Raw genomic sequence first — 17,318 nt, forward strand, 5'->3', positions numbered from 1 at the left:
TCTGACCCGCCTGACCCCCGGGAGGCGCGCGTGCCCGCGTTCGAGTCGCTGCGGCCGGAGGACCCGCGAAGGGTGGGGCCGTACCAGATCGAGGCGCGGCTGGGCGCCGGTGGGATGGGGCGGGTCTTCCTGGGGCGGTCGCGGAGCGGGCGCGCGGTGGCGGTGAAGGTCGTGCACCCGGAGCTCGCCGCCGACCGGGACTTCGGGCAGCGGTTCGCCCGCGAGATCTCCCTGGCCCGCACGGTGAGCGGGTTCTTCACCGCCGGGGTGGTGGACGCGGATCCGGAGGGTACGCCGCCGTGGCTGGCGACGGCGTACGTGCCCGGCCTGTCCCTGGACGAGGCCGTCGCCGAGCACGGGACCTGGCGGGAGGAGGCCGTTCTCGCGCTGGGGGCCGGGCTGGCCGAGGCGCTGGAGTCGATCCACGCGGCCGGGGTGGTGCACCGGGACCTGAAGCCCTCCAACGTGCTGCTGGCCGTGGACGGTCCACGGGTCATCGACTTCGGCATCTCCGTGGCGGTGGAAGGCAGCAGGCTGACGCGGACGGGCGTGTCCGTGGGGACGCCGGGGTTCATCTCTCCCGAGCAGCTGACGGGGGACTCGGCGGGGCCGGCCAGTGACGTGTTCTGCCTGGGGGCGGTGCTCGCGTACGCCGCCACGGGGACCGGGCCGTTCGGGGGCGGATCGTGGCAGGGACTGTGGTATCGGACCGTGCACGAGGAGCCGGACCTGGAAGGGCTGCCGCCCCGGCTGCGCTCCATCGTGCGCCGGTGCCTCGAGAAGCGGCCCGAGGAGCGGCCGAGCGCGACGGCGCTGCTGGACGAGCTGTCGGACGGCGCCACGGGCGGGGGCGCGCTCGCCGAGCTGTACACCGAGGCCCGATGGCTGCCCGAACCCGTCGCCGAGGCCGTCCGCACCCTCGTCGCCGAGTCCGCCCCGCAGCGGGAGGACCGTGACGGCGCCGCCCCGCAGCGGGAGGAGCCGACGGACGCCGCCCCGTCCGGCCCGTCCGACGGCGGGCCCACGGTGGTGGAGCCCGCGGGGCAGCCCGCTTCGGGCGGTTCGGACCGGCGGACGCTCGTCGCCGGCCCGAGCCTGACGGCCACGGAGACCAGAGGTGCCGGGCTTTCGGTGCACCAGCGAGAGACGCGGCTGTCTCCCAGGCGGCGCCGGGAGGCCGCCGCGCCGTCCCGGAAGGCGGTGGAGCCGGAGCGGCGCAGGTTACGCGATCGGATCATGGTGGCTCTCTTCGTGAGCCCCTTCGTGCTGCTGCCGATCATCGCCCTCTCCCCGAGAAGTCCGGAAATGCCGGACTTCTCGGACTCCGAGTTCACCGCGAGGCCGACACAGCCGATGGGCCGATTTTCCTGGGCCATCGACTACTGCGCCCTCCTCAAGACGAGTCAGGTGCGGCAGCTCATCCCGCGGCCGCGCGAACGGCCCGACGAGAAGACCGGCGGCTGCAGCTGGACGTCACAAGGCAGGGCCCTCGACGTGACACCACTGGGGCCCAACCTGGGCCCCCTCGAGACATGGCACCCCAGCGCACAGGCGGCGCACCAAAAGTTCCTCCAATGGCAGGAGGCTGCCCCGGACGCCTCCTTGGGGATCGAATGGCGGCGGGATGACATCGGAGTCGATCGGGTGTTCAGGGACTCGACCGGGGGGCCGCGGGAGGTGCCGGGCGTCGGCGAGGAGGCCTTCGCCTCCGACGTGGGCCCCCGCACGGGTGGCGTGCACTACACGAAGCTGACGTTCCTGCAGGACAACCTCGTCATCGAGGTCAAGTACACCGCCGTGGACGCCAAGGTGGGCGACCAGGCCATCCGGGCCGGCGCGGTGCGGGCCGCCGAGTGGGTCGAGGCCGCACTCAGGCGAGGCGCGTAGCGGGGCTCAGAGCCAGTCGGGGTAGCCGTCGGCGTCGTTCGTGACCGGCCGGCGGGCGACGGAGCAGCCGCCGGCGCTGTCCCTGATGTGCCGTTCGAGCGTGTGGACCTGCTGGTCCGTCGTGATGAGCGTCAGCTCCCAGACGGTCGTCCCTTGGTGCGCGGACGGCACTTCGGCGATGTCGATCGAGGCCGCCAGGCCCGTGCTGAGGATGCCGTGCGCCAGGGCGGCCGCACTCTCGTGGCCCTCGATCGTCGCTCGGACCTCGATGAATTCCGCCATGGAGCTGTCCTTGCTGGAGAGGTGTGAGGGCAACCTTACCTACGTCGTCCCCTGTCGGTAACCGGTTTCCCGCTTCTCGACTTCTAGCGCCGCTAGACATTGAGTCATCGCTAGTCTAGCGTTGCTAGCACTTCTACCGATGACTCTCGTCTGGAGTGCACAAGATGGTTACCGTCGCTTATGTGATCGCGGCCCTGGTCGGCATCGGCCTCGTCGTGGTCGGCCTGCGCTTCCTCCTCGTCCCTGAGGCCGCCGCCAAGGCGTTCGGCGTGCCGGGCTCGACCTCGGGCATGGACGCGGGGGCGTACTTCTCCGTGAAGGCCGTACGTGACCTCGGCACCGCCTTGGCCGTCTTCGTCCTCATCGCCGTGGCGGACGCGCACACGCTGGGGTGGGTCATCCTGGCCATGAGCATCATCCCCGTCGGTGACTGCCTCATCGTGGCCCGGCGCGGCGGCCACCCCGGCCTCGCGTACGGCATGCACGGCGGCACCGCTCTGGTCAGCGTCGCGGCGGCCGTGCTGCTCCTCCTGGCGTGACCTGCCTCGTCAAGCGTGAGCCGGGGGAGCGGTCGAGGCGCGGACGATCAGCTCGTGCGGGAACACCAGCCGCTCCGGCTCCGCCGCGGCCCCCGACAGCAGCAGCCGCCCCGCCGCCTCGCCCATCTCCTGCTTGGCCTGCCGGATCGTAGTGAGCCCCGCCTCCTCGGCCGCGCTGTCGGAGAAGCCCACCACCGACAGCTCCCCGGGCACCTCCAGCCCCAGCTCGGCGGCGGCGTCGAGGACTCCCAGCGCCAGCACGTCCGTGTTGGTGAGGATCGCCGTGGGGCGCGGGTCCCGCCCCAGCAGCGCGTGCCCCGCCCGCTTGCCGGCCTCGCGGGAGTTTCGCGCCACTTCGTAGAACGGCACCCCTGACCAGTCGATCCCGGCGTCCTCGCAGGCCTGCCGGTAGCCGCCGCACCGCCGCCGCATGGCCTCGAACACCGCGCCCTCCTGGCGCTCCGGGGAGGCCCAGCCGGTGTAGCCGTCGTCGTGCAGCCCGACCATGGCCACCCCGAGCCGCCGATGCCCGAGCCCGATCACGTGCCCGGCCGCCGCCGCGGCGGCCGCGGGCTCGTCGGTCCCCACGAACGGATGGCCCGGCACGTACGGCTCGTCGACCACCACCACGGGCAGCTTCCTGGCCAGCACCTCCGCCAGCGCCGGATGCCCGTCGGGCAGCGACATCACGCAGAACGCGTCGACCACCGCGTCCCTGACCGTCTCGCTCCGCCGGTCGCCGTGCGGCAGCGGCAGGATGAGCAGCCCCACCCCCGCGTCCTCGGCCGCCGTCGCCATCCCTTGGAAGAACCCGATCGCGTACGGGTCGGCGAACGCGTACGCCAGCGTCTCGCCGAACAGCAGCCCGAGCGCCCCCGCCCGCCCCAGCCGGAGCGACCGCGCCGTGGGATTGGGCCCCGCGTAGCCGAGCTCGGCGGCCACCTCCATGATCCGCTGCCGCAGCCCGTCGCTGAGCTGGTCGGGCCGGGAGAACGCGTAGGACACGGTGGCCCGGGACACGCCCAGCCGGTCGGCGATCGTCTGCAGTGTCACCCTGGCCATCGTCCAACCGTACCGAAGTGCCTTGCCCGGCCGTTCTTAATCAATTAAGGTCTTAATTGATTAAGGAGGATCTATGGACGCCATGCAAGTCCTCGCTCACCGGACCGCGATGGGATATCGGGAGTCTCTGGGCGAAGCCCTGCCGGGCGCGCCCCGGCAGCCGCACCGTGCGCGGACCAAGGTGCGCATACGGGTGGCGCACTCGCTCAGGTGGACCGCGGATCGGCTGGACCCGGCCTGCCGTACCGCATGATGCAGCACAATGTGATGGTTCGATTACGTACAGCGGCCAACGGGGAAGGCTCATGTACCTGGACTGGATCATCGCGATCGCGACCGCGGCCCCGGAGGGTCTCCCGGACCCGGCCCTGACCTGCGCCGTCGCCACGCCGTCCGAGCGCCGGCTGGCTTTCACGCCGCAGGTCGGCCTCACGCCGCGGCGAGTCGCCGCCCGGGGGAATCTTCAGCTCACCGGCTGCGCCTCGCCCGACGGCTCGGCCGCGGCCCTGCGCTCCGGCTGGGTCGCCGTCAAGGCCAGCGCGGAGGCGTCGTGCACCAGCGCCCGCCAGGTGCGCGGGGGCGCCGTCATCACCTGGTTCGGCAGCGACGGCCGTCCTGTCAGCACCTCGCGGTTGCGCATCAAGGCCGACCGGCTCGCCACCCAGCACCCGGCCGACGCCCTGCTCACCGGCACCATCACCGCCGGGGCGCTCAAGGGGGAGCGCGTCCGCGGCGGCCTCTCGCCGACCACGGCCATCCTCGGCTGCGCCGCACGGGGGATGAGCACGCTCCCCGGCAGCGGCCGGATCATCTTCGGGTGAGACCGCCGAGATCCGCCGGCCTTGGGAGGGCTTCCGGGGGCCCTCTGGGTGCCGCCGGGTGTCGCGTCCGTGGTGTGGTCGCGGAGGCTGGGGCGCCGGGACCGCTGATCACCGCCTGTGGGGCGGCGGCGGGGTGCGGGATCGGGGGCGGCGGGTGACGGCCGTGTGGCTGCGCCTGGTCGGGGTCGGTGCGATGAACTCGCCGCGCTACAGCCCCGCCGGGCTGGTGGTCGGCTGGCGCGGTCACCGGGTCCTGCTCGACGGGGGAGGCGACGCCGCGGCCGGTGAGCGGCTCGACGGCTGGCTGGTCTGCGATGAGCGGGCCGAGTTGATGCCCCGGATTCGCCGCACGGCGCGGGCGCTCGGGCTGACCCCTGAGGTGGCGGCGTACGAGGGGGCGGGCGTGGAGATCGTGCCGCTGCCGGTCGGCCACACCTCTCACCCCACCTACGGCTACCTGATCAGGACGGCGACGGCTCGGGCGGTCTGGGCGCCGGAATTCTGGGACTTTCCGGACTGGGCGGCCGGGGCGGACCTGATGTTCGCCGACGCCGCCGGGTGGGACCGGCCGATCCGGTTCGCCGGGGGCGTGGGTGGGCACGCGAGCGCTCTCCAGGTCGCGCGGGAGGCGCGCGACCGCCGGGTGGGGCGGCTGGTCTTCGCCCACATCGGCCGCCCCTCGATCCGGGCGGTCGATCGGGGCGAACTGCCGCCGTTCGGGGAGTGGGGCGTCGAGGGGCGCGCCTACCGGCTGTGAATATGGAAACGGTTATCATGTGCTAGTGTCTCGTCCCGCTCATTCCCCCTGAATTTGGGACAATCAGTGCACCATCGCAGCTTCTGGCTTGCCCTCATGACAGTCGTCTCGCTGTCCGCGTGCTCCGCCCCGGCGGGCGGGCAGGGCACGGGCCGGATCAAGGTGGCGATGCTCCAGCCGCCGCGCTCCGGCCTGTCGCCCTTCAGCGACGACGCCTTCAAGCTCTCCCGCTGGTCCACCGCCGAGACCCTGGTCAACCTGGACGCGAGCGGCGATGCCCGGCCCGCGCTCGCCACCGCCTGGACTCATCCCTCCGAACGGACCTGGGAGTTCACCGTCCGCGACGGCGTGACCTTCCACGACGGCAGCCGGCTGACCGCCCAGGTCGCCGCCGGCGCGCTGACCCGCGCCACCCGGGCCACGCCCAAGCCGCGCATCCTCGACGGCGTCGAGCTGACCGCCAAGGCCGAGGGCGGCAAGGTCGTCGTGACCACCCGCGAACCCGACCCGCTCGTCCCGCACCGCCTCTCCTCGCCGCAGCTGGCGATCCTGGCCGAGCGCGCGTACGGCCCCGACGGCAAGGTCGATCCGGTCGGCACCGGGAGCGGCCCGTTCAAGCTGGTCAAGGTGAACGGCACCACCACCGCCACCCTCGACCGATACGACGGCTACTGGGGCACGAAGGCCAAGGCGCCGGGCATCGACGTCTCCTTCGTCCCGGACGGAGCCGCCCGCGCCGCCGCCATCCGCAGCGGCGAGGCGCACATCGCGGAGGCGGTGCCGGTCTCGCAGGCCGCGCTGCTGGACAAGGAGACGATCAGCGAGGTGCCGATGCCGCGCACCAACACCCTGTACCTGAACACCGCCAAGGGACCCTTCAGGACCCCCGGCCTGCGCGCCGCCGCGCGCGCCTCCATCGACGCGCGGCAGCTCGTGCAGGGGGTGTACGAAGGGCGCGCCGACGTGGCGTCCGGCCTGCTGGGGCCCGCCCTGCCGTGGGCCGCCGAGGGCCGTCAGAGCCTGACGGAGCGTACGGCTCCCGCGAGCGCGAAGGGCGTGGCGATCACCCTGGCGACCTACTCCGACCGGGCCGAGCTGCCCGAGGTCGCCTCCGTGCTGCAGCAGCAGCTCCGGGCCGCCGGGTTCGCGGTCGAGCTGGTGGTACGGGAGTACGCGCACATCGAGGAGGACGCGCTGGCCGGGAAGTTCGACGCGTTCGTCCTGTCCCGGGCGACCGTGCTCGACTCGGGGGATCCGGTGGCGTACATGCAGGCCGACTTCACCTGCGACGGCTCCTTCAACCTCGCCCGCCTGTGTGACAAGGACGTCGACCGGGCGGTGCGCAGGGCCGCGACGGCGGACGCCGGTCCCGCCAGGCGCGCGGCCACCCTTGAGGCCGAGGCGGCGATCCTGCGTACCGACGCGGCCATCCCGATGCTGCATGAGCGCGTGATCCAGGGCGATGCCGGTACGGTGCTGGACTCGGCGAAGGACCCGCGCGAGCGCGTCCTGATCACGACGGAAACCCGCCTCAAATGACCGGACCCCCGACGCCCGCCGACGCACCGCCCTCACAAGCCGACGCGACGCCCCTCCACAGGCCCTTCTCCCGTGCCGGGATGCTCTCGCACGTCGCCGTGACGCGTGGTGGGGTGCTGTTCTCGCGGATCGTCGCACTGGTCGCGATCGTCGTCGTGATCGGGCTGCTGCCCTGGCTGTCCGGGCGTGACGCCGCGCTGTCGCTGCTGCGGGCACGTTCGGCCGAGCAGGAGCCGACGCCCGAGGCGCTGGAGGCCATCCGGCGCGACCTGGGCCTGGACGGCGGGCCGCTGCCGCTGCTCGGCGAGTGGCTGGGCGGCGTCGTGCGCGGCGACTTCGGCCGTTCGTGGGCGAACGGGAGCGCGGTGCTCCCTGCGGTGCTGTCCGGCCTCGGCGTGTCGCTGACGCTGATGGCCGCCGCGCTCGCGGTGACGCTGGCACTGGCCTGCGCCCTGTGCACGCCCACCCTGATACGCGGCGCGCGTGGCAGCCAGCGGGGCGGTGTGCGTGGCACTCTGCGGCGCGATGGGCGGGGCTCCTCGGGTGGCGGCGCGCGGGGCATCCTGCGGGGCGGTGGTGGTGGGACGGGGGCGATGGCGGCGGTGCTCGGGGCGTTGCCTGAGTTCCTCATCGCGACGGTGCTGCTGGTGACGCTGTCGGTGTGGCTGGGCTGGTTGCCGCCCTACGGCTGGCAGGAGCCGCGGCACCTGGTGCTGCCTGCGCTGGCCCTGGGGATCCCCGCGGGCGGGGTGCTGGGGCGGCTGGTGGACGACACGCTGCCCGCGGCCTTCGCCGAGCCGTGGGCCGGGCTGTGGCGTTCGGCGGGTTGCGGTCCCGGCGTCATCGCGCGGGCGGTGCTGCGCCGTGCGCTGCCCGCGCTGGTGCCGCAACTGGGGCTGGTCGCCGTGGGGCTGGCGGGAGGGGCGGTGGCCGTCGAGACGGTGTTCGCGGTGCCGGGTATCGGCCGGACCGCGCTGGGGGCCGCCGAGTCGCAGGACCTCCCGCTGCTCCAGGCCGCGGTGCTCGCCCTGGTCCTCCTCGGGGTGCTCGCCGGGATCCTGGCGAGCGCGGCCCGGCATTGGATGCTCGGTCCCAGCCTGCGCGACGCCGCCCTGTCACTACCCACACCCGTCGTGAGCCGGGTGGTCGGCCCCGTTCCCGTCGTCTGCGGCGCCGTGCTGGCCGTCGCCGTCGGCTGGGGGTTGTCGCTCGACCCCCTGGCCGTCGACGTGGCCGCCAGGCTGGCGGGGCCGAGCTGGGATCACCCCCTGGGCGCCGACGCGCTGGGCCGGGACGTCCTGGCCAGGGTGGGCCACGGCGCCGCGGCCACGCTGGGGGTCTCCGCGCTGGTGTGCGCGGCCTCGTACGTCATCGCCCTGACCGTCGGCCTCCTCCCCGGCCTGGCCGCAGGAGCGGCCGAGGTGGCCAACGCCGTCCCGCCGGTGATCGCCGGGATCCTGGTCGCGGCGGTGCTCGGGCCCGGCATGCCGGGCGCGTCCGTGGCGGTCGCGCTCGTGTCGTGGCCCGCGCTCGCGGCCCACGCCGCCGCCCTCGTCTCCGAGGTACGCGCCGCGGCCCACCTGACCGCCCAGCGCGCCATCGGCTCCTCGCCCGTCTGGATCCTGACCCACCACGTCCTGCCCGCCGTCGCGGGCCCGGTCGCCAGGCACGCGGTGCTGCGGCTGCCGGGGATCGCGCTGGCCATGGCGTCCCTGGGCTTCCTCGGCCTGGGCGCCCAGCCGCCCGCCCCGGAGTGGGGCCTGACGCTGGCCGAGTCGCTGCCGTACGTCGAGCGCGCCCCATGGGCGGCCCTGGTGCCGGCGGGGATGCTCCTGCTGCTGGCCGCGCTGGCGGTCTCGCTCTCCACGGCGGGTCGGCGGACCGGGGGTGCCGCATGACGCTGCTGCGCGTACGGGAGCTGCGGGTCGGCGTGGCGGGCACGGAGATCGTACGGGGGCTCTCCTTCGACGTGGCTCACGGCGAGACGCTCGCCGTCGTCGGCGAGTCCGGCGCGGGAAAGTCGCTGACCGCGCGGGCCGTGCTCGGGTTGCTGCCGCCCGGCGCGCGCATGTCCGGCAGCGTGCGCCTGGACGGGCGGGAGCTGTCCGGCGCGCCCGAGCGGGTCTACCGGCAGGTACGCGGGCGGCGCATCGCCTTCGTCCCGCAGGACGCCCTGTCGGTGCTCAGCCCCGTGCACCCCGTCGGGGACCAGCTCGCCCTGGCCGTGCGGCGGCTGGGCCGCAAGCGGGCATGGGAGCGCGCGGTGGCCGCGCTGGACCGGGTCGGCATCCCCGACGCCGCACGGCGGGCCCGCGCCTACCCGCACGAGTTCTCCGGCGGGATGCGCCAGCGGGCGGTGATCGCCATGGCCACCGTCAACGACCCAGCCCTCATCGTCGCCGACGAACCGGCCACCGCGCTGGACCCCGTCCTCCAGACCCGGATCCTCGACCTGCTGGCGGGGCCGGGCGAGGGGGAGCGGCCGGCCGTGCTGCTGGTCACGCACGACCTGGGGGTGGCGGCCGCGTACGCGGACCGCGTGCTGGTCATGTACGCGGGACGGCTCGTCGAGTCGGGCCCCGCCCGCGCGGTGCTGCGCCGGCCGCGCGCCCCCTACACCGGCGGCCTCGTCGCCTCCCTCCCGCCCCGCGAGGTGACGGGACGGCCGCTGCCCGCGATCGCCGGTGCGCCGCCCGCGCCCGGAGCGCTGCCGCCCGGGTGCGCGTTCGCCCCCCGCTGCCCGGCCGCCGCCGACGCCTGCCGCGATCAGGAGCCGCAGCCGCGGGAGGCCGGGGAGAACAGGCTGGTCGCCTGCCACCGGTTCGGCCAGCTGCCCGGCCCGGCCACCGACCTCTACCGGGAGCCCGCATGACGACACCCCTGCTGGAGGTGCGCGATCTCACCGTGCGCCACCCGGCGCGCGGCCGCCGTACCCCGCCCGTGACGGCGGTGGACCGCGTCTCGTTCACCCTGGCCGACGGCGAGACGCTCGCCCTGGTCGGCGGGTCGGGGGCGGGCAAGTCGAGCGTCGCCGCCGCCGTCCTCATGCTGCGCAGGCCCGAGGCGGGCTCGGTGCGCTTCGAGGGCCGCGAGCTCACCACGCTCGACGAGCGCGCCCTCCGCCCGCTGCGGCCCGCCCTGCAGCCGGTCTTCCAGGACCCGTACGGCTCGCTCAGCCCGCGTCTGCGGGCGTACGACGCGATCGCGGAGCCGCTGCGCGTCCAGGGCCGATGGGACCCGCTGACCGGCCCCGCCCGGGTACGCGAGCTCCTCGACCTGGTCCGCCTGGACCCCTCGCTCGCCCGGCGCAGGCCGTATGAGCTGTCCGGCGGGCAGTGCCAGCGCGTCGGCATCGCCCGTGCCCTCGCCTGCGACCCCAGGTTGCTGGTGCTGGACGAGCCCGTGTCCGCCCTGGACCCGTCGGTACGGGCCGGGATCGTCAACCTGCTCACCGGCCTGCGCGACGAGCTGGGGCTGGGCCAGCTGTTCATCGGCCATGACCTGGCCCTGATCCGGCACGTGGCGCATCGCGTGGCGGTGCTGCGCCACGGCCGGATCGTCGAGACCGGTCCGGCCGGTCAGGTGTGGGCGGCCCCCGCCCACCCGTACACCCGCGAGCTCCTAGCCGCCGGCGATCTGCTCGCCCGCGTAGTCGAGTAGCCGCTCGGCCGTGTCGAAGCGGCGCTCGTTCTGGTCCCCGAGCAGCACGCCGACCACGCGCTTGCCGCCCCGCTCACCGGCGAACAGCAGGCAGTAGCCGGCGGCACGCGTGTAGCCGGTCTTCACCCCGAGCACGCCGTCGGCCCGCGAGAGCAGCTTGTTGGAGTTGCGCCAGGTGTGTGCCCGGTGCAGCGAGGACTTGGTCACCTTGTGCGCCTTCGTGCCCGCCACGGCCGCGAAGGCGCCGTTGTCCAGCGCCCGCTCGGCCAGCTTGACCTGGTCGACGGCCGTCGAGTAGCCGCCGTTCGCGGGGGTGGGCAGGCCGTCGGGGTTGGTGTAGCGGGTGTCGGAGAGCCCGAGGGCGCGGGCGGTGCGGTTCATCTTGGCGACGAACGCCGTCTTGCCCGGGCCGTAGCGCCGCGCCAAAGCGTTGGCCGCGTCGGCCCCCGACGGCAGCATGAGACCGTACAGCAGGTCCCTGACCGTGAGCCGCTCGCCCTTCTTCAGCCCCGCCGTGGTCGCGCCGTTGCTGGTCGCGTGCTTGACGTCGGTCGCCGTGATCGTGATCGTGTCGCTCAGCCTGGCCTCGCGCAGCACGACGTACGCCGTCATGACCTTGACCAGGCTGGCCACGGGCACCCGGCGAGTCTCGCGCTTGCCGAAGTGGATCGTTCCCGCCGAGTCGACCACGTACGCCGACTTCGCCGCGACCTCCGGCGCGTCCGCCGCCGCGGCCGGGGAGGCGACCCCCACAACCAGCGCGAGTACGGCGGACCCAATGAAACCCCCAATACGCATGGCAATCATGTTGGCAGGAGATCAAGGGTTCGTTTGCCGAACTACGCCATAAAGCTCGATCAGATGGGGGTAAATCAATGCCAGATTCGAGAGGAGCAGCCGTGGCGGGCAGGTTCATCATCAGCGAGGACGGGCAGGGCGGGTACCGTTTCGCGCTCGTGGCGGGCAACGGGCAGACGCTCGCGGTCGGCGAGGGCTACCCGAGCAAGGTCGCCTGCGTGAACGGCATCGAGACGGTGCGCAGGAACGCTCCCGAGGCCGCCATCGACGACCGGACCGGGCAGGCGCTAGGAGACCAGGGCCTGCTCTGACGCCGCGGCGCGCCGCCGCCTCCTGCGCCGCACCGTCAGCCAGGACACCGCCGCGACGGCGAGCACGGCCACGACCCCCGCGGTGACGGGGGACCGCGCGGCCAGCTCCAGCCAGCCCCACACGAGCGCCGAGATGCCGAACCACCAGATCGGCGCCCAGGTCAGGCAGCCCAGCGCGCTCGCGACCACGTACCAGGGGTAGGACACCCGCAGCGCCCCCGCCACCCACGGCAGCGTGTGCCGGAGCATGGGCACCCAGAAGCAGCCGTAGACGGCCAGCGCGCCCCACTTCTCGACGACATGCTCGATCTTCGCGATGCGCTCGCGCCCCACCCGGGCGGCGAAGCGCGACTCGTAGAGCTTCTCGCCCAGGTTGCGCCCGACCCAGTAGTAGACCTGGAACGCGCCGAACAGGGCGAGGATCAGGATGGCGCCCACCAGCCAGTAAGGCAGGCCGAGCCAATAAGGCCGCGTGGGATCGGCGATGCCGTTCATGCTGCCCCACCCCTCCCAAGCCTTAGGTCAGGCTTACCTTAGTTCAAGTTGCAAGCTTTTGCCATACCGGCTTGCAAGCCACCGCAACCAGCCGACAACCAGGACTCAACCACCTGAGCTCACTCTATGGGTGAGGCAAAAGGGGTGGTGAAGATGGCGTCGAGGAGCGCGGCCGTCCTGGCCAGCGGCACGGCGAACGCGGTCAAGCTCTTCGTGGCCGCCCTGGCGTTCACCAGCGCGTACGTCGGCCTCTCCGCCTACAGCAGCGCCAGCAGCGCGCCGGCGGCTGTGAAAACCATCACCCTGTCGGCCCGCGAGGTGCCCGTCACCGCGGAGCTGGACCCGGTCGCCCAGCCCGGCAAGGTCACCCTCGCCGGGCCGGCCGGCGCCTGCTCGGGGCCGCTCGTGGCCCGCAGCGTGCTCGTCAGCCCCGCGCCCGGCCAGAGCGTGCACTACGGCTGGAAGCTCGTCCGCTGGAGCCCCTCGGCCAAGACCTGGCGCACGTATCTGGCCGACTACGACGGCTTCCTGGGCGCCGCGGAGACCGTCGAGTGGCGGCCCGAGATCTCCGGCGACCCCGGCTGGTATCGCATCGAGCTGTCGGCCAAGGGCGTCAAGACCGTCACGAGCGACCGTTTCCAGGTGAGCTGCTGACCGAGCTCCGCGCCGCCTCCACCCAGCGCGGCACGCCGACCCGCTCGGCCACCTCCAGGGCCTTCTGGTAGTGGTCGCGGGCGGCGTCCGGCTGGCCCAGGCGCACGGCGAGGTCGCCGAGCGTCAGCGCCACCGGCCACAGCGCCACCACGCCGGTGCTCGCGCCCGCCACCCGGTCGGCGAACGGCTTGAGCTTGTCGTAGCAGTCGACCATCCGCTCCCGGTCGTCGAGCAGCATGCCGGCCAGCGCCCGCCAGGTCATCGCCAGCTCGTAGAGGAAGTCGGGCCGCACCGGCGGCCGGGTGGCGGCCACGGCCTTGGCCTCCTGGAGGTGCCCGGAGGAGGCCAGGGCCAGCGCGTACGCGTCGAGCGTCCACTTGGCGCCCAGCCGGTGGGCCTGGGCGAGCAGGTCGACCATCTCGGCCGCCCGGCCGTCCACCAGGTGCAGGCAGAACTGCGTGATCAGCGGAAGGGCCTGGCGGCCCTCCAGCATGCCCGCGCGCGCCGTCATCCTGGCCGCGTCGCGGTAGGCCCGCTCGGCGCCCGCGTAGTCGCCGGCGATCATCAGCCGCTGGCCCGCGTACCAGACCACGACCGCGGCGGGCGCCGACAGGTCGTACTGCTTGGCCAGGCGGTCGGCGGCGGCCGCGTGCTCGTCGGCGACCGCGAACTCGCTCCTGGCCGCCGCGCACTCCAGCAGCACCAGGTGGGCCAGCGCCTGCGTGGCCATCTGCCCCGAGCGCTGAGCGACCTCCAGCAGCTCCCTGCCGATGCTCTCCCGGGTGTCCACGGCGGGGATGTCGTACGACTGCCGCAGCCGCCCGCTCAGCGCCGCCGCGATCAGCGTCGGGTCGCCGCTCTGCCTGGCCAGCTCCAGCGCCTCCAGCGACGCCTGCCGCCCACGCTCGGGCGAGGAGGAGCCCTCCAGCTCCAGCGCCAGCGTGGTCAGCAGGCTGGCCCGCAGCCGCTGCTCGCCCGCGGGCAGCTCGATGAGCGCCTTCTCGGTGACGTCGACGATCTCCCACGCGGTGCGGGTGAAGTCGCGGGCCATGCCCTTGTGCGGCACGGCCAGCGACGCCGCCACCTTCGCGGTGATCTCCAGGTCGCCCAGCGGCAGCGCGGCGTCCATGGCCTGGCGGCGCAGCAGCCGGGCCGCCGTCATGTCGCCGCACAGCGCCAGCGCCCTGATCTGGCGCAGCATGAGCCGCAGGCGCTCCTTGCTGCGCTCCGGCGTCTGCGCGCCGCTCTGCTCGTCGCGCGAGCGGTCGAACGCCGCGATGGCCTGCTCCCACAGGGTGGCCGCCTCGCGGTGGGCGAAGCGCCGCTCGGCCTGCTCGGCCGCCAGCCCCGCGTAGTGGACCGCCTTCCCGGCCGCGTCGGCCAGGAAGTAGTGGTGGGCCAGCGCCGCCACGTCGGACGGCGTGCGCTGTTCGATGACCGTCGCCACGGCCGCGTGCAGCCGCGTGCGGCGCAGCCTGGAGGCGTCAGAGTAGATCGTGTCGCGCACCAGGTCGTGGTCGAACCTGAGCAGCCCGGGCCCCGGCTCGGTCACCAGCCCGGCCAGCAGCGCCGCCTCCACGGCCTCGATCACCGCGTCCTCGTCGCCCGACACGGCGATCAGCACGTCGAGATCGACGTCACGGCCGATCACGGCGGCCTGGAGCAGGATCTGCTGCGCGCCCGAGGGCAGCCGCGAGATGCGCCGCCGCAGCACGTCGCGCACGCCGGACGGCACCTGCGAGAGCACCTCGGTGGCGCTGGCCCGGTCGGCCGCGCCCTCGGAGTCGAGCAGGCGGACGGTCTCGCGGACGAAGAACGGGTTGCCGGCCGTGCGCTCGACGATCGACTCGACCGCGTCCTCGTCGATGTCGCGTACGCACGTCGCCTTGACCAGCTCGGCCACGGCCTTCGGGTCGAGCCCCGACAGGCCCACGCGGACCGGGCCCAGCCTGGCCAGGGCGGCCAGCACGTCGGACTGGCGGTCGTCGAGCTCGCTCTCCCGGCAGGTCACCACGAGCAGCACCCGGCTGGTCGCCAGCAGGCTCGGCAGCGCGCGCAGCAGGGCGAGCGTCTGGTCGTCGGCCCAGTGGAGGTCCTCCAGGGTCAGCAACACCGGCGCCCGGCGCGCGACCCCGGCCAGGTAGCCGCCGACCGCGCGGTGCAGCCGGAAGCCGCCGGACGCCTCGTCCTCGTCGGGGTCGGGGGCGGCGTCGTCGAGCAGCGGCGCGAGCAGCTGCGCGTATTCGCCCGCGCCGGTCACGCCGGTGAGCGTGCGCAGGATCTCCACCCAGGCCCAGCCAGGCGGGGTGGCGCTGGAGTCGGGGCACGCGCCGGACGCGGCGATCCATCCGTCGGTGGAGAGCCTGCTCTCCAGCTGGCGCAGCAGCGTGGTCTTGCCCGCGCCCGCGACCCCGGTCACGATCGCGACCTGGAACCGGCCCGTGCGTGAGGCCGCCGTGGTCAGCCTGGCCAGCTCGGCGTCGCGGCCGACGAACGGCTCGGGCTCCAGCGGCGGCGGCTCGACGGCCGCGGCCGGCCTGGGCGGCCAGGTGTCGGTGACCGGCGGGGCGGGCCGCGAGGGGCGCGCGGGGACGGCCAGGTCCAGCTCGGGAGACTGGGCCAGGATGTCGGACTCCAGCTTGCGCAGCGCGGGACCCGGGTCGATGCCCAGCTCGTCGGCCAGGATGTTCCTGGCCCGGCGCAGCGCGGCCAGCGCGTCGCCCTGGCGGCCGCAGCGGTAGAGGCCGAGCGCCAGCAGCCGCCAGCCCTCCTCACGCAGCGGGTGCTCGGTGGTGAGCGCCTCCAGGTCGGGCACGGTCTCGGCGTGCAGGCCGAGCCGCAGCCCGGTGTCGGCGTGCCGCTCGCGCGTCACGAGCCGCAGCTCCGCCAGCCGGTTGACCTCGGCCTCCGCCCACGACTGGTCGGCGAAGTCGGAATAGGGAGTGCCGCGCCACAGGCCCAGCGCCTTCTCCAGGCGGCCTCGGGCGGACTGCGGGTCGCCCTCTTCGAGGTGCTCGCCCGCCGCGCGGACGAGCTGCTCGAACCTGAGCGCGTCGACCTGGTCGGAGGCCACCCGCAGCGCGTAGCCGGACGCGACCGTCACCAGCAGCCGGTTGGGCCCGCCACGAGGGCGGCCGGGCTCCAGCACCCGGCGCAGGCGCGAGATGTAGACCTGCAGACCCGACTGCGCGCCCTTGGCTCCGTCGTCATCCCACAGATCGTAAAGAAGCATGTCAACGGGCACGACCTGACCTCTGGCCACGAGAAGCCGGGCGAGGACGGCCCGCTGCCGCAACCCGCCGAGGTCGAGTTCGTCGTCGTGTTCGTACGCCTCGACTGGCCCCAGAACTCGGAACGCCACCATGTCAGCCGCCACGCTATGCGGGCCTAGGAATCACGCACAAGGTCTTTGATGGGTTTGGGATTGTCACTACTGGGCCTTCGAGATCGCGGACGGGGGCTCCGCGCCGGCGTTCCGGCCGTTGCGCCTGCGCAGGAACGCCCATGCGCCCAGGGCCAGGCCGCCGAACGGGATCTCGATAGTGTAAGTCCAGAAGCCGAAAAGCAGTGCGGCGGCGGTGGCGGGAGCGACCTCGACGCCGAACCCCTGGGTGAGGAGCAGCACCACGCCGCCCTCCATGATCCCGGCCCCGCTGGGCGTGATCAGGATGGCGGTGAGCACGCGGGAGAGGGCGAAGACGGCGATCGACTGGGCGAACCCCGGCCAGGCGCCCGTCGCCTGGAGGCACACCGCCATGATCGCCCACTGGAACCCGAGAAAAGACACCATGGCGAGCGACAGCCCGGGCCATCTGGTCCTGACGACGCCGGCGGTGTCGGCGCGCAGCTTGTGGAACGCGTCCGAGGCGTGGATCTTCAGCCGCAGCAGCCGGGTCAGGCCGTCGAGCGCGCGGCCGAGCACGACGGCGGCGCGGTCCCAGTAGAGGGCGACGGCCACGATCGTGCAGAGCACGAGGATCGAGATCGCGCCCGTCCACCCGGCCTTGGCCACGGTCGCGTTGGGCGCCTCGCCGGCCGCGAGCAGCGCGATGATCCCGACGGCCGGCAGGATGAACCTGAACATCGTGTTCCAGACGCCGCTGACCAGCGTCATGACCACGAACGGGCGGCTGGAGAAGCCCCAGCCCCTGGTCATCGCGAACGACACCGCCACGCCGACCGCCCCGCCGAACGGCAGCAGGTTGCTGACCGCGCTGCCGGCCGCGTTGAGCGTGAGGCCCTGGAGGTTGTTGAGGCCGGGGAGGGAGTTGGTCAGCACGAACGTGTACGCCAGCAGGCTCAGCAGCCACAGCGCGGTCATCAGCGCGATCTGGCCGAAGCCGAGCGTGCCGAAGACCCTGCCGATCTCGTGCCAGGAGACGGGCTTGCCGGTGAGCGTGCGCACGATCTGCGGCAGGTAGACCACGAGCAGCACGGCCAGCCCGAGCGACAGCACGGACAACGTGATCTGTAGCCACTTGTTCTTCATCGGGGTCCAGTCTGACGGGTCGCC

Annotated in this window: 17 protein-coding genes; 11 read left to right on the forward strand and 6 right to left on the reverse strand. The window is 73.6% G+C overall.

Going from position 1 to position 17,318, the window contains the following annotated elements; translation table 11 throughout:
- Positions 1 to 30 precede the first annotated feature (30 nt).
- Positions 31 to 1,887 (forward strand): protein kinase, encoded by a 1,857-nt coding sequence (locus tag ABZS69_RS54585; RefSeq protein WP_355389131.1) that lies wholly within the window; start codon positions 31 to 33, stop codon positions 1,885 to 1,887.
- 6 nt (positions 1,888 to 1,893) lie between these two features.
- On the opposite strand, the gene ABZS69_RS54590 is transcribed toward ABZS69_RS54585, so the two are convergent.
- Positions 1,894 to 2,169 (reverse strand): hypothetical protein, encoded by a 276-nt coding sequence (locus tag ABZS69_RS54590; RefSeq protein ID WP_355389133.1) that lies wholly within the window; start codon positions 2,167 to 2,169, stop codon positions 1,894 to 1,896.
- Between the two features lie 182 nt (positions 2,170 to 2,351).
- Between ABZS69_RS54590 and ABZS69_RS54595 the strand changes: the two genes are divergently transcribed.
- Positions 2,352 to 2,708 carry a DUF4267 domain-containing protein gene (locus ABZS69_RS54595; RefSeq protein ID WP_355389135.1) on the forward strand — a complete coding sequence of 119 codons (357 nt, stop codon included), beginning with the start codon at positions 2,352 to 2,354 and terminating at the stop codon, positions 2,706 to 2,708.
- A gap of 9 nt (positions 2,709 to 2,717) precedes the next feature.
- Here ABZS69_RS54595 and ABZS69_RS54600 read toward each other — a convergent pair whose 3' ends face one another.
- A complete protein-coding gene (locus tag ABZS69_RS54600; RefSeq protein ID WP_355389137.1) occupies positions 2,718 to 3,770 on the reverse strand; it encodes a LacI family DNA-binding transcriptional regulator in 1,053 nt (350 codons plus the stop codon).
- 73 nt (positions 3,771 to 3,843) lie between these two features.
- Here ABZS69_RS54600 and ABZS69_RS54605 point away from each other — a divergent pair, with 73 nt between their 5' ends.
- The 7 genes from ABZS69_RS54605 (at position 3,844) to ABZS69_RS54635 (ending at position 10,547) form a co-directional block, all read left to right on the forward strand.
- Entirely contained in the window at positions 3,844 to 4,023 is a 180-nt protein-coding gene (locus tag ABZS69_RS54605; RefSeq protein ID WP_355389139.1) for a hypothetical protein, read from the forward strand.
- Between the two features lie 52 nt (positions 4,024 to 4,075).
- Positions 4,076 to 4,591, forward strand: a complete 516-nt coding sequence (locus ABZS69_RS54610) for a hypothetical protein (RefSeq protein ID WP_355389141.1) — start codon at positions 4,076 to 4,078, stop codon at positions 4,589 to 4,591.
- Between the two features lie 58 nt (positions 4,592 to 4,649).
- On the forward strand, positions 4,650 to 5,348 hold the full coding sequence (locus ABZS69_RS54615; RefSeq protein WP_355389143.1) for an MBL fold metallo-hydrolase: 699 nt from the start codon (positions 4,650 to 4,652) through the stop codon (positions 5,346 to 5,348).
- 96 nt (positions 5,349 to 5,444) lie between these two features.
- Positions 5,445 to 6,887 carry an ABC transporter substrate-binding protein gene (locus ABZS69_RS54620; protein WP_355389145.1) on the forward strand — a complete coding sequence of 481 codons (1,443 nt, stop codon included), beginning with the start codon at positions 5,445 to 5,447 and terminating at the stop codon, positions 6,885 to 6,887.
- A gap of 80 nt (positions 6,888 to 6,967) precedes the next feature.
- Positions 6,968 to 8,785, forward strand: coding sequence for an ABC transporter permease subunit (locus ABZS69_RS54625; protein ID WP_355389147.1), 1,818 nt, complete (start codon positions 6,968 to 6,970; stop codon positions 8,783 to 8,785).
- The gene (locus ABZS69_RS54630) at positions 8,782 to 9,759 is read left to right on the forward strand and encodes an ABC transporter ATP-binding protein (RefSeq protein ID WP_355389149.1); all 978 of its coding nucleotides are present in this window, start codon (positions 8,782 to 8,784) and stop codon (positions 9,757 to 9,759) included. The genes ABZS69_RS54625 and ABZS69_RS54630 overlap by 4 nt, the downstream gene beginning before the upstream one ends.
- Positions 9,756 to 10,547, forward strand: coding sequence for an ATP-binding cassette domain-containing protein (locus ABZS69_RS54635; protein ID WP_355389151.1), 792 nt, complete (start codon positions 9,756 to 9,758; stop codon positions 10,545 to 10,547). Before ABZS69_RS54630 ends, ABZS69_RS54635 begins: the two co-directional genes overlap by 4 nt.
- Here ABZS69_RS54635 and ABZS69_RS54640 read toward each other — a convergent pair.
- On the reverse strand, positions 10,509 to 11,345 hold the full coding sequence (locus tag ABZS69_RS54640) for a serine hydrolase (protein WP_355389153.1): 837 nt from the start codon (positions 11,343 to 11,345) through the stop codon (positions 10,509 to 10,511). The two genes, ABZS69_RS54635 and ABZS69_RS54640, sit on opposite strands and share 39 nt — an antisense overlap.
- A 101-nt stretch (positions 11,346 to 11,446) precedes the next feature.
- On the opposite strand from ABZS69_RS54640, the gene ABZS69_RS54645 reads away from it, so the two are divergent.
- Positions 11,447 to 11,656 (forward strand): DUF1508 domain-containing protein, encoded by a 210-nt coding sequence (locus ABZS69_RS54645; RefSeq protein ID WP_355389155.1) that lies wholly within the window; start codon positions 11,447 to 11,449, stop codon positions 11,654 to 11,656.
- Here ABZS69_RS54645 and ABZS69_RS54650 read toward each other — a convergent pair.
- The gene (locus tag ABZS69_RS54650) at positions 11,633 to 12,151 is read right to left on the reverse strand and encodes a VTT domain-containing protein (protein WP_355389157.1); all 519 of its coding nucleotides are present in this window, start codon (positions 12,149 to 12,151) and stop codon (positions 11,633 to 11,635) included. The genes ABZS69_RS54645 and ABZS69_RS54650 overlap by 24 nt on opposite strands.
- Before the next feature lie 126 nt (positions 12,152 to 12,277).
- Here ABZS69_RS54650 and ABZS69_RS54655 point away from each other — a divergent pair, with 126 nt between their 5' ends.
- Positions 12,278 to 12,805, forward strand: coding sequence for a hypothetical protein (locus ABZS69_RS54655; RefSeq protein ID WP_355389159.1), 528 nt, complete (start codon positions 12,278 to 12,280; stop codon positions 12,803 to 12,805).
- Here ABZS69_RS54655 and ABZS69_RS54660 read toward each other — a convergent pair.
- Positions 12,774 to 16,169, reverse strand: a complete 3,396-nt coding sequence (locus ABZS69_RS54660) for a BTAD domain-containing putative transcriptional regulator (RefSeq protein ID WP_355389161.1) — start codon at positions 16,167 to 16,169, stop codon at positions 12,774 to 12,776. The two genes, ABZS69_RS54655 and ABZS69_RS54660, sit on opposite strands and share 32 nt — an antisense overlap.
- Positions 16,170 to 16,235: 66 nt before the next feature.
- The gene (locus tag ABZS69_RS54665) at positions 16,236 to 17,294 is read right to left on the reverse strand and encodes a lysylphosphatidylglycerol synthase domain-containing protein (RefSeq protein WP_355389163.1); all 1,059 of its coding nucleotides are present in this window, start codon (positions 17,292 to 17,294) and stop codon (positions 16,236 to 16,238) included.
- Positions 17,295 to 17,318: the final 24 nt, after the last annotated feature.

The organism is Nonomuraea sp. NPDC005650, assembly GCF_040605375.1.
Taxonomy (GTDB): domain Bacteria; phylum Actinomycetota; class Actinomycetes; order Streptosporangiales; family Streptosporangiaceae; genus Nonomuraea.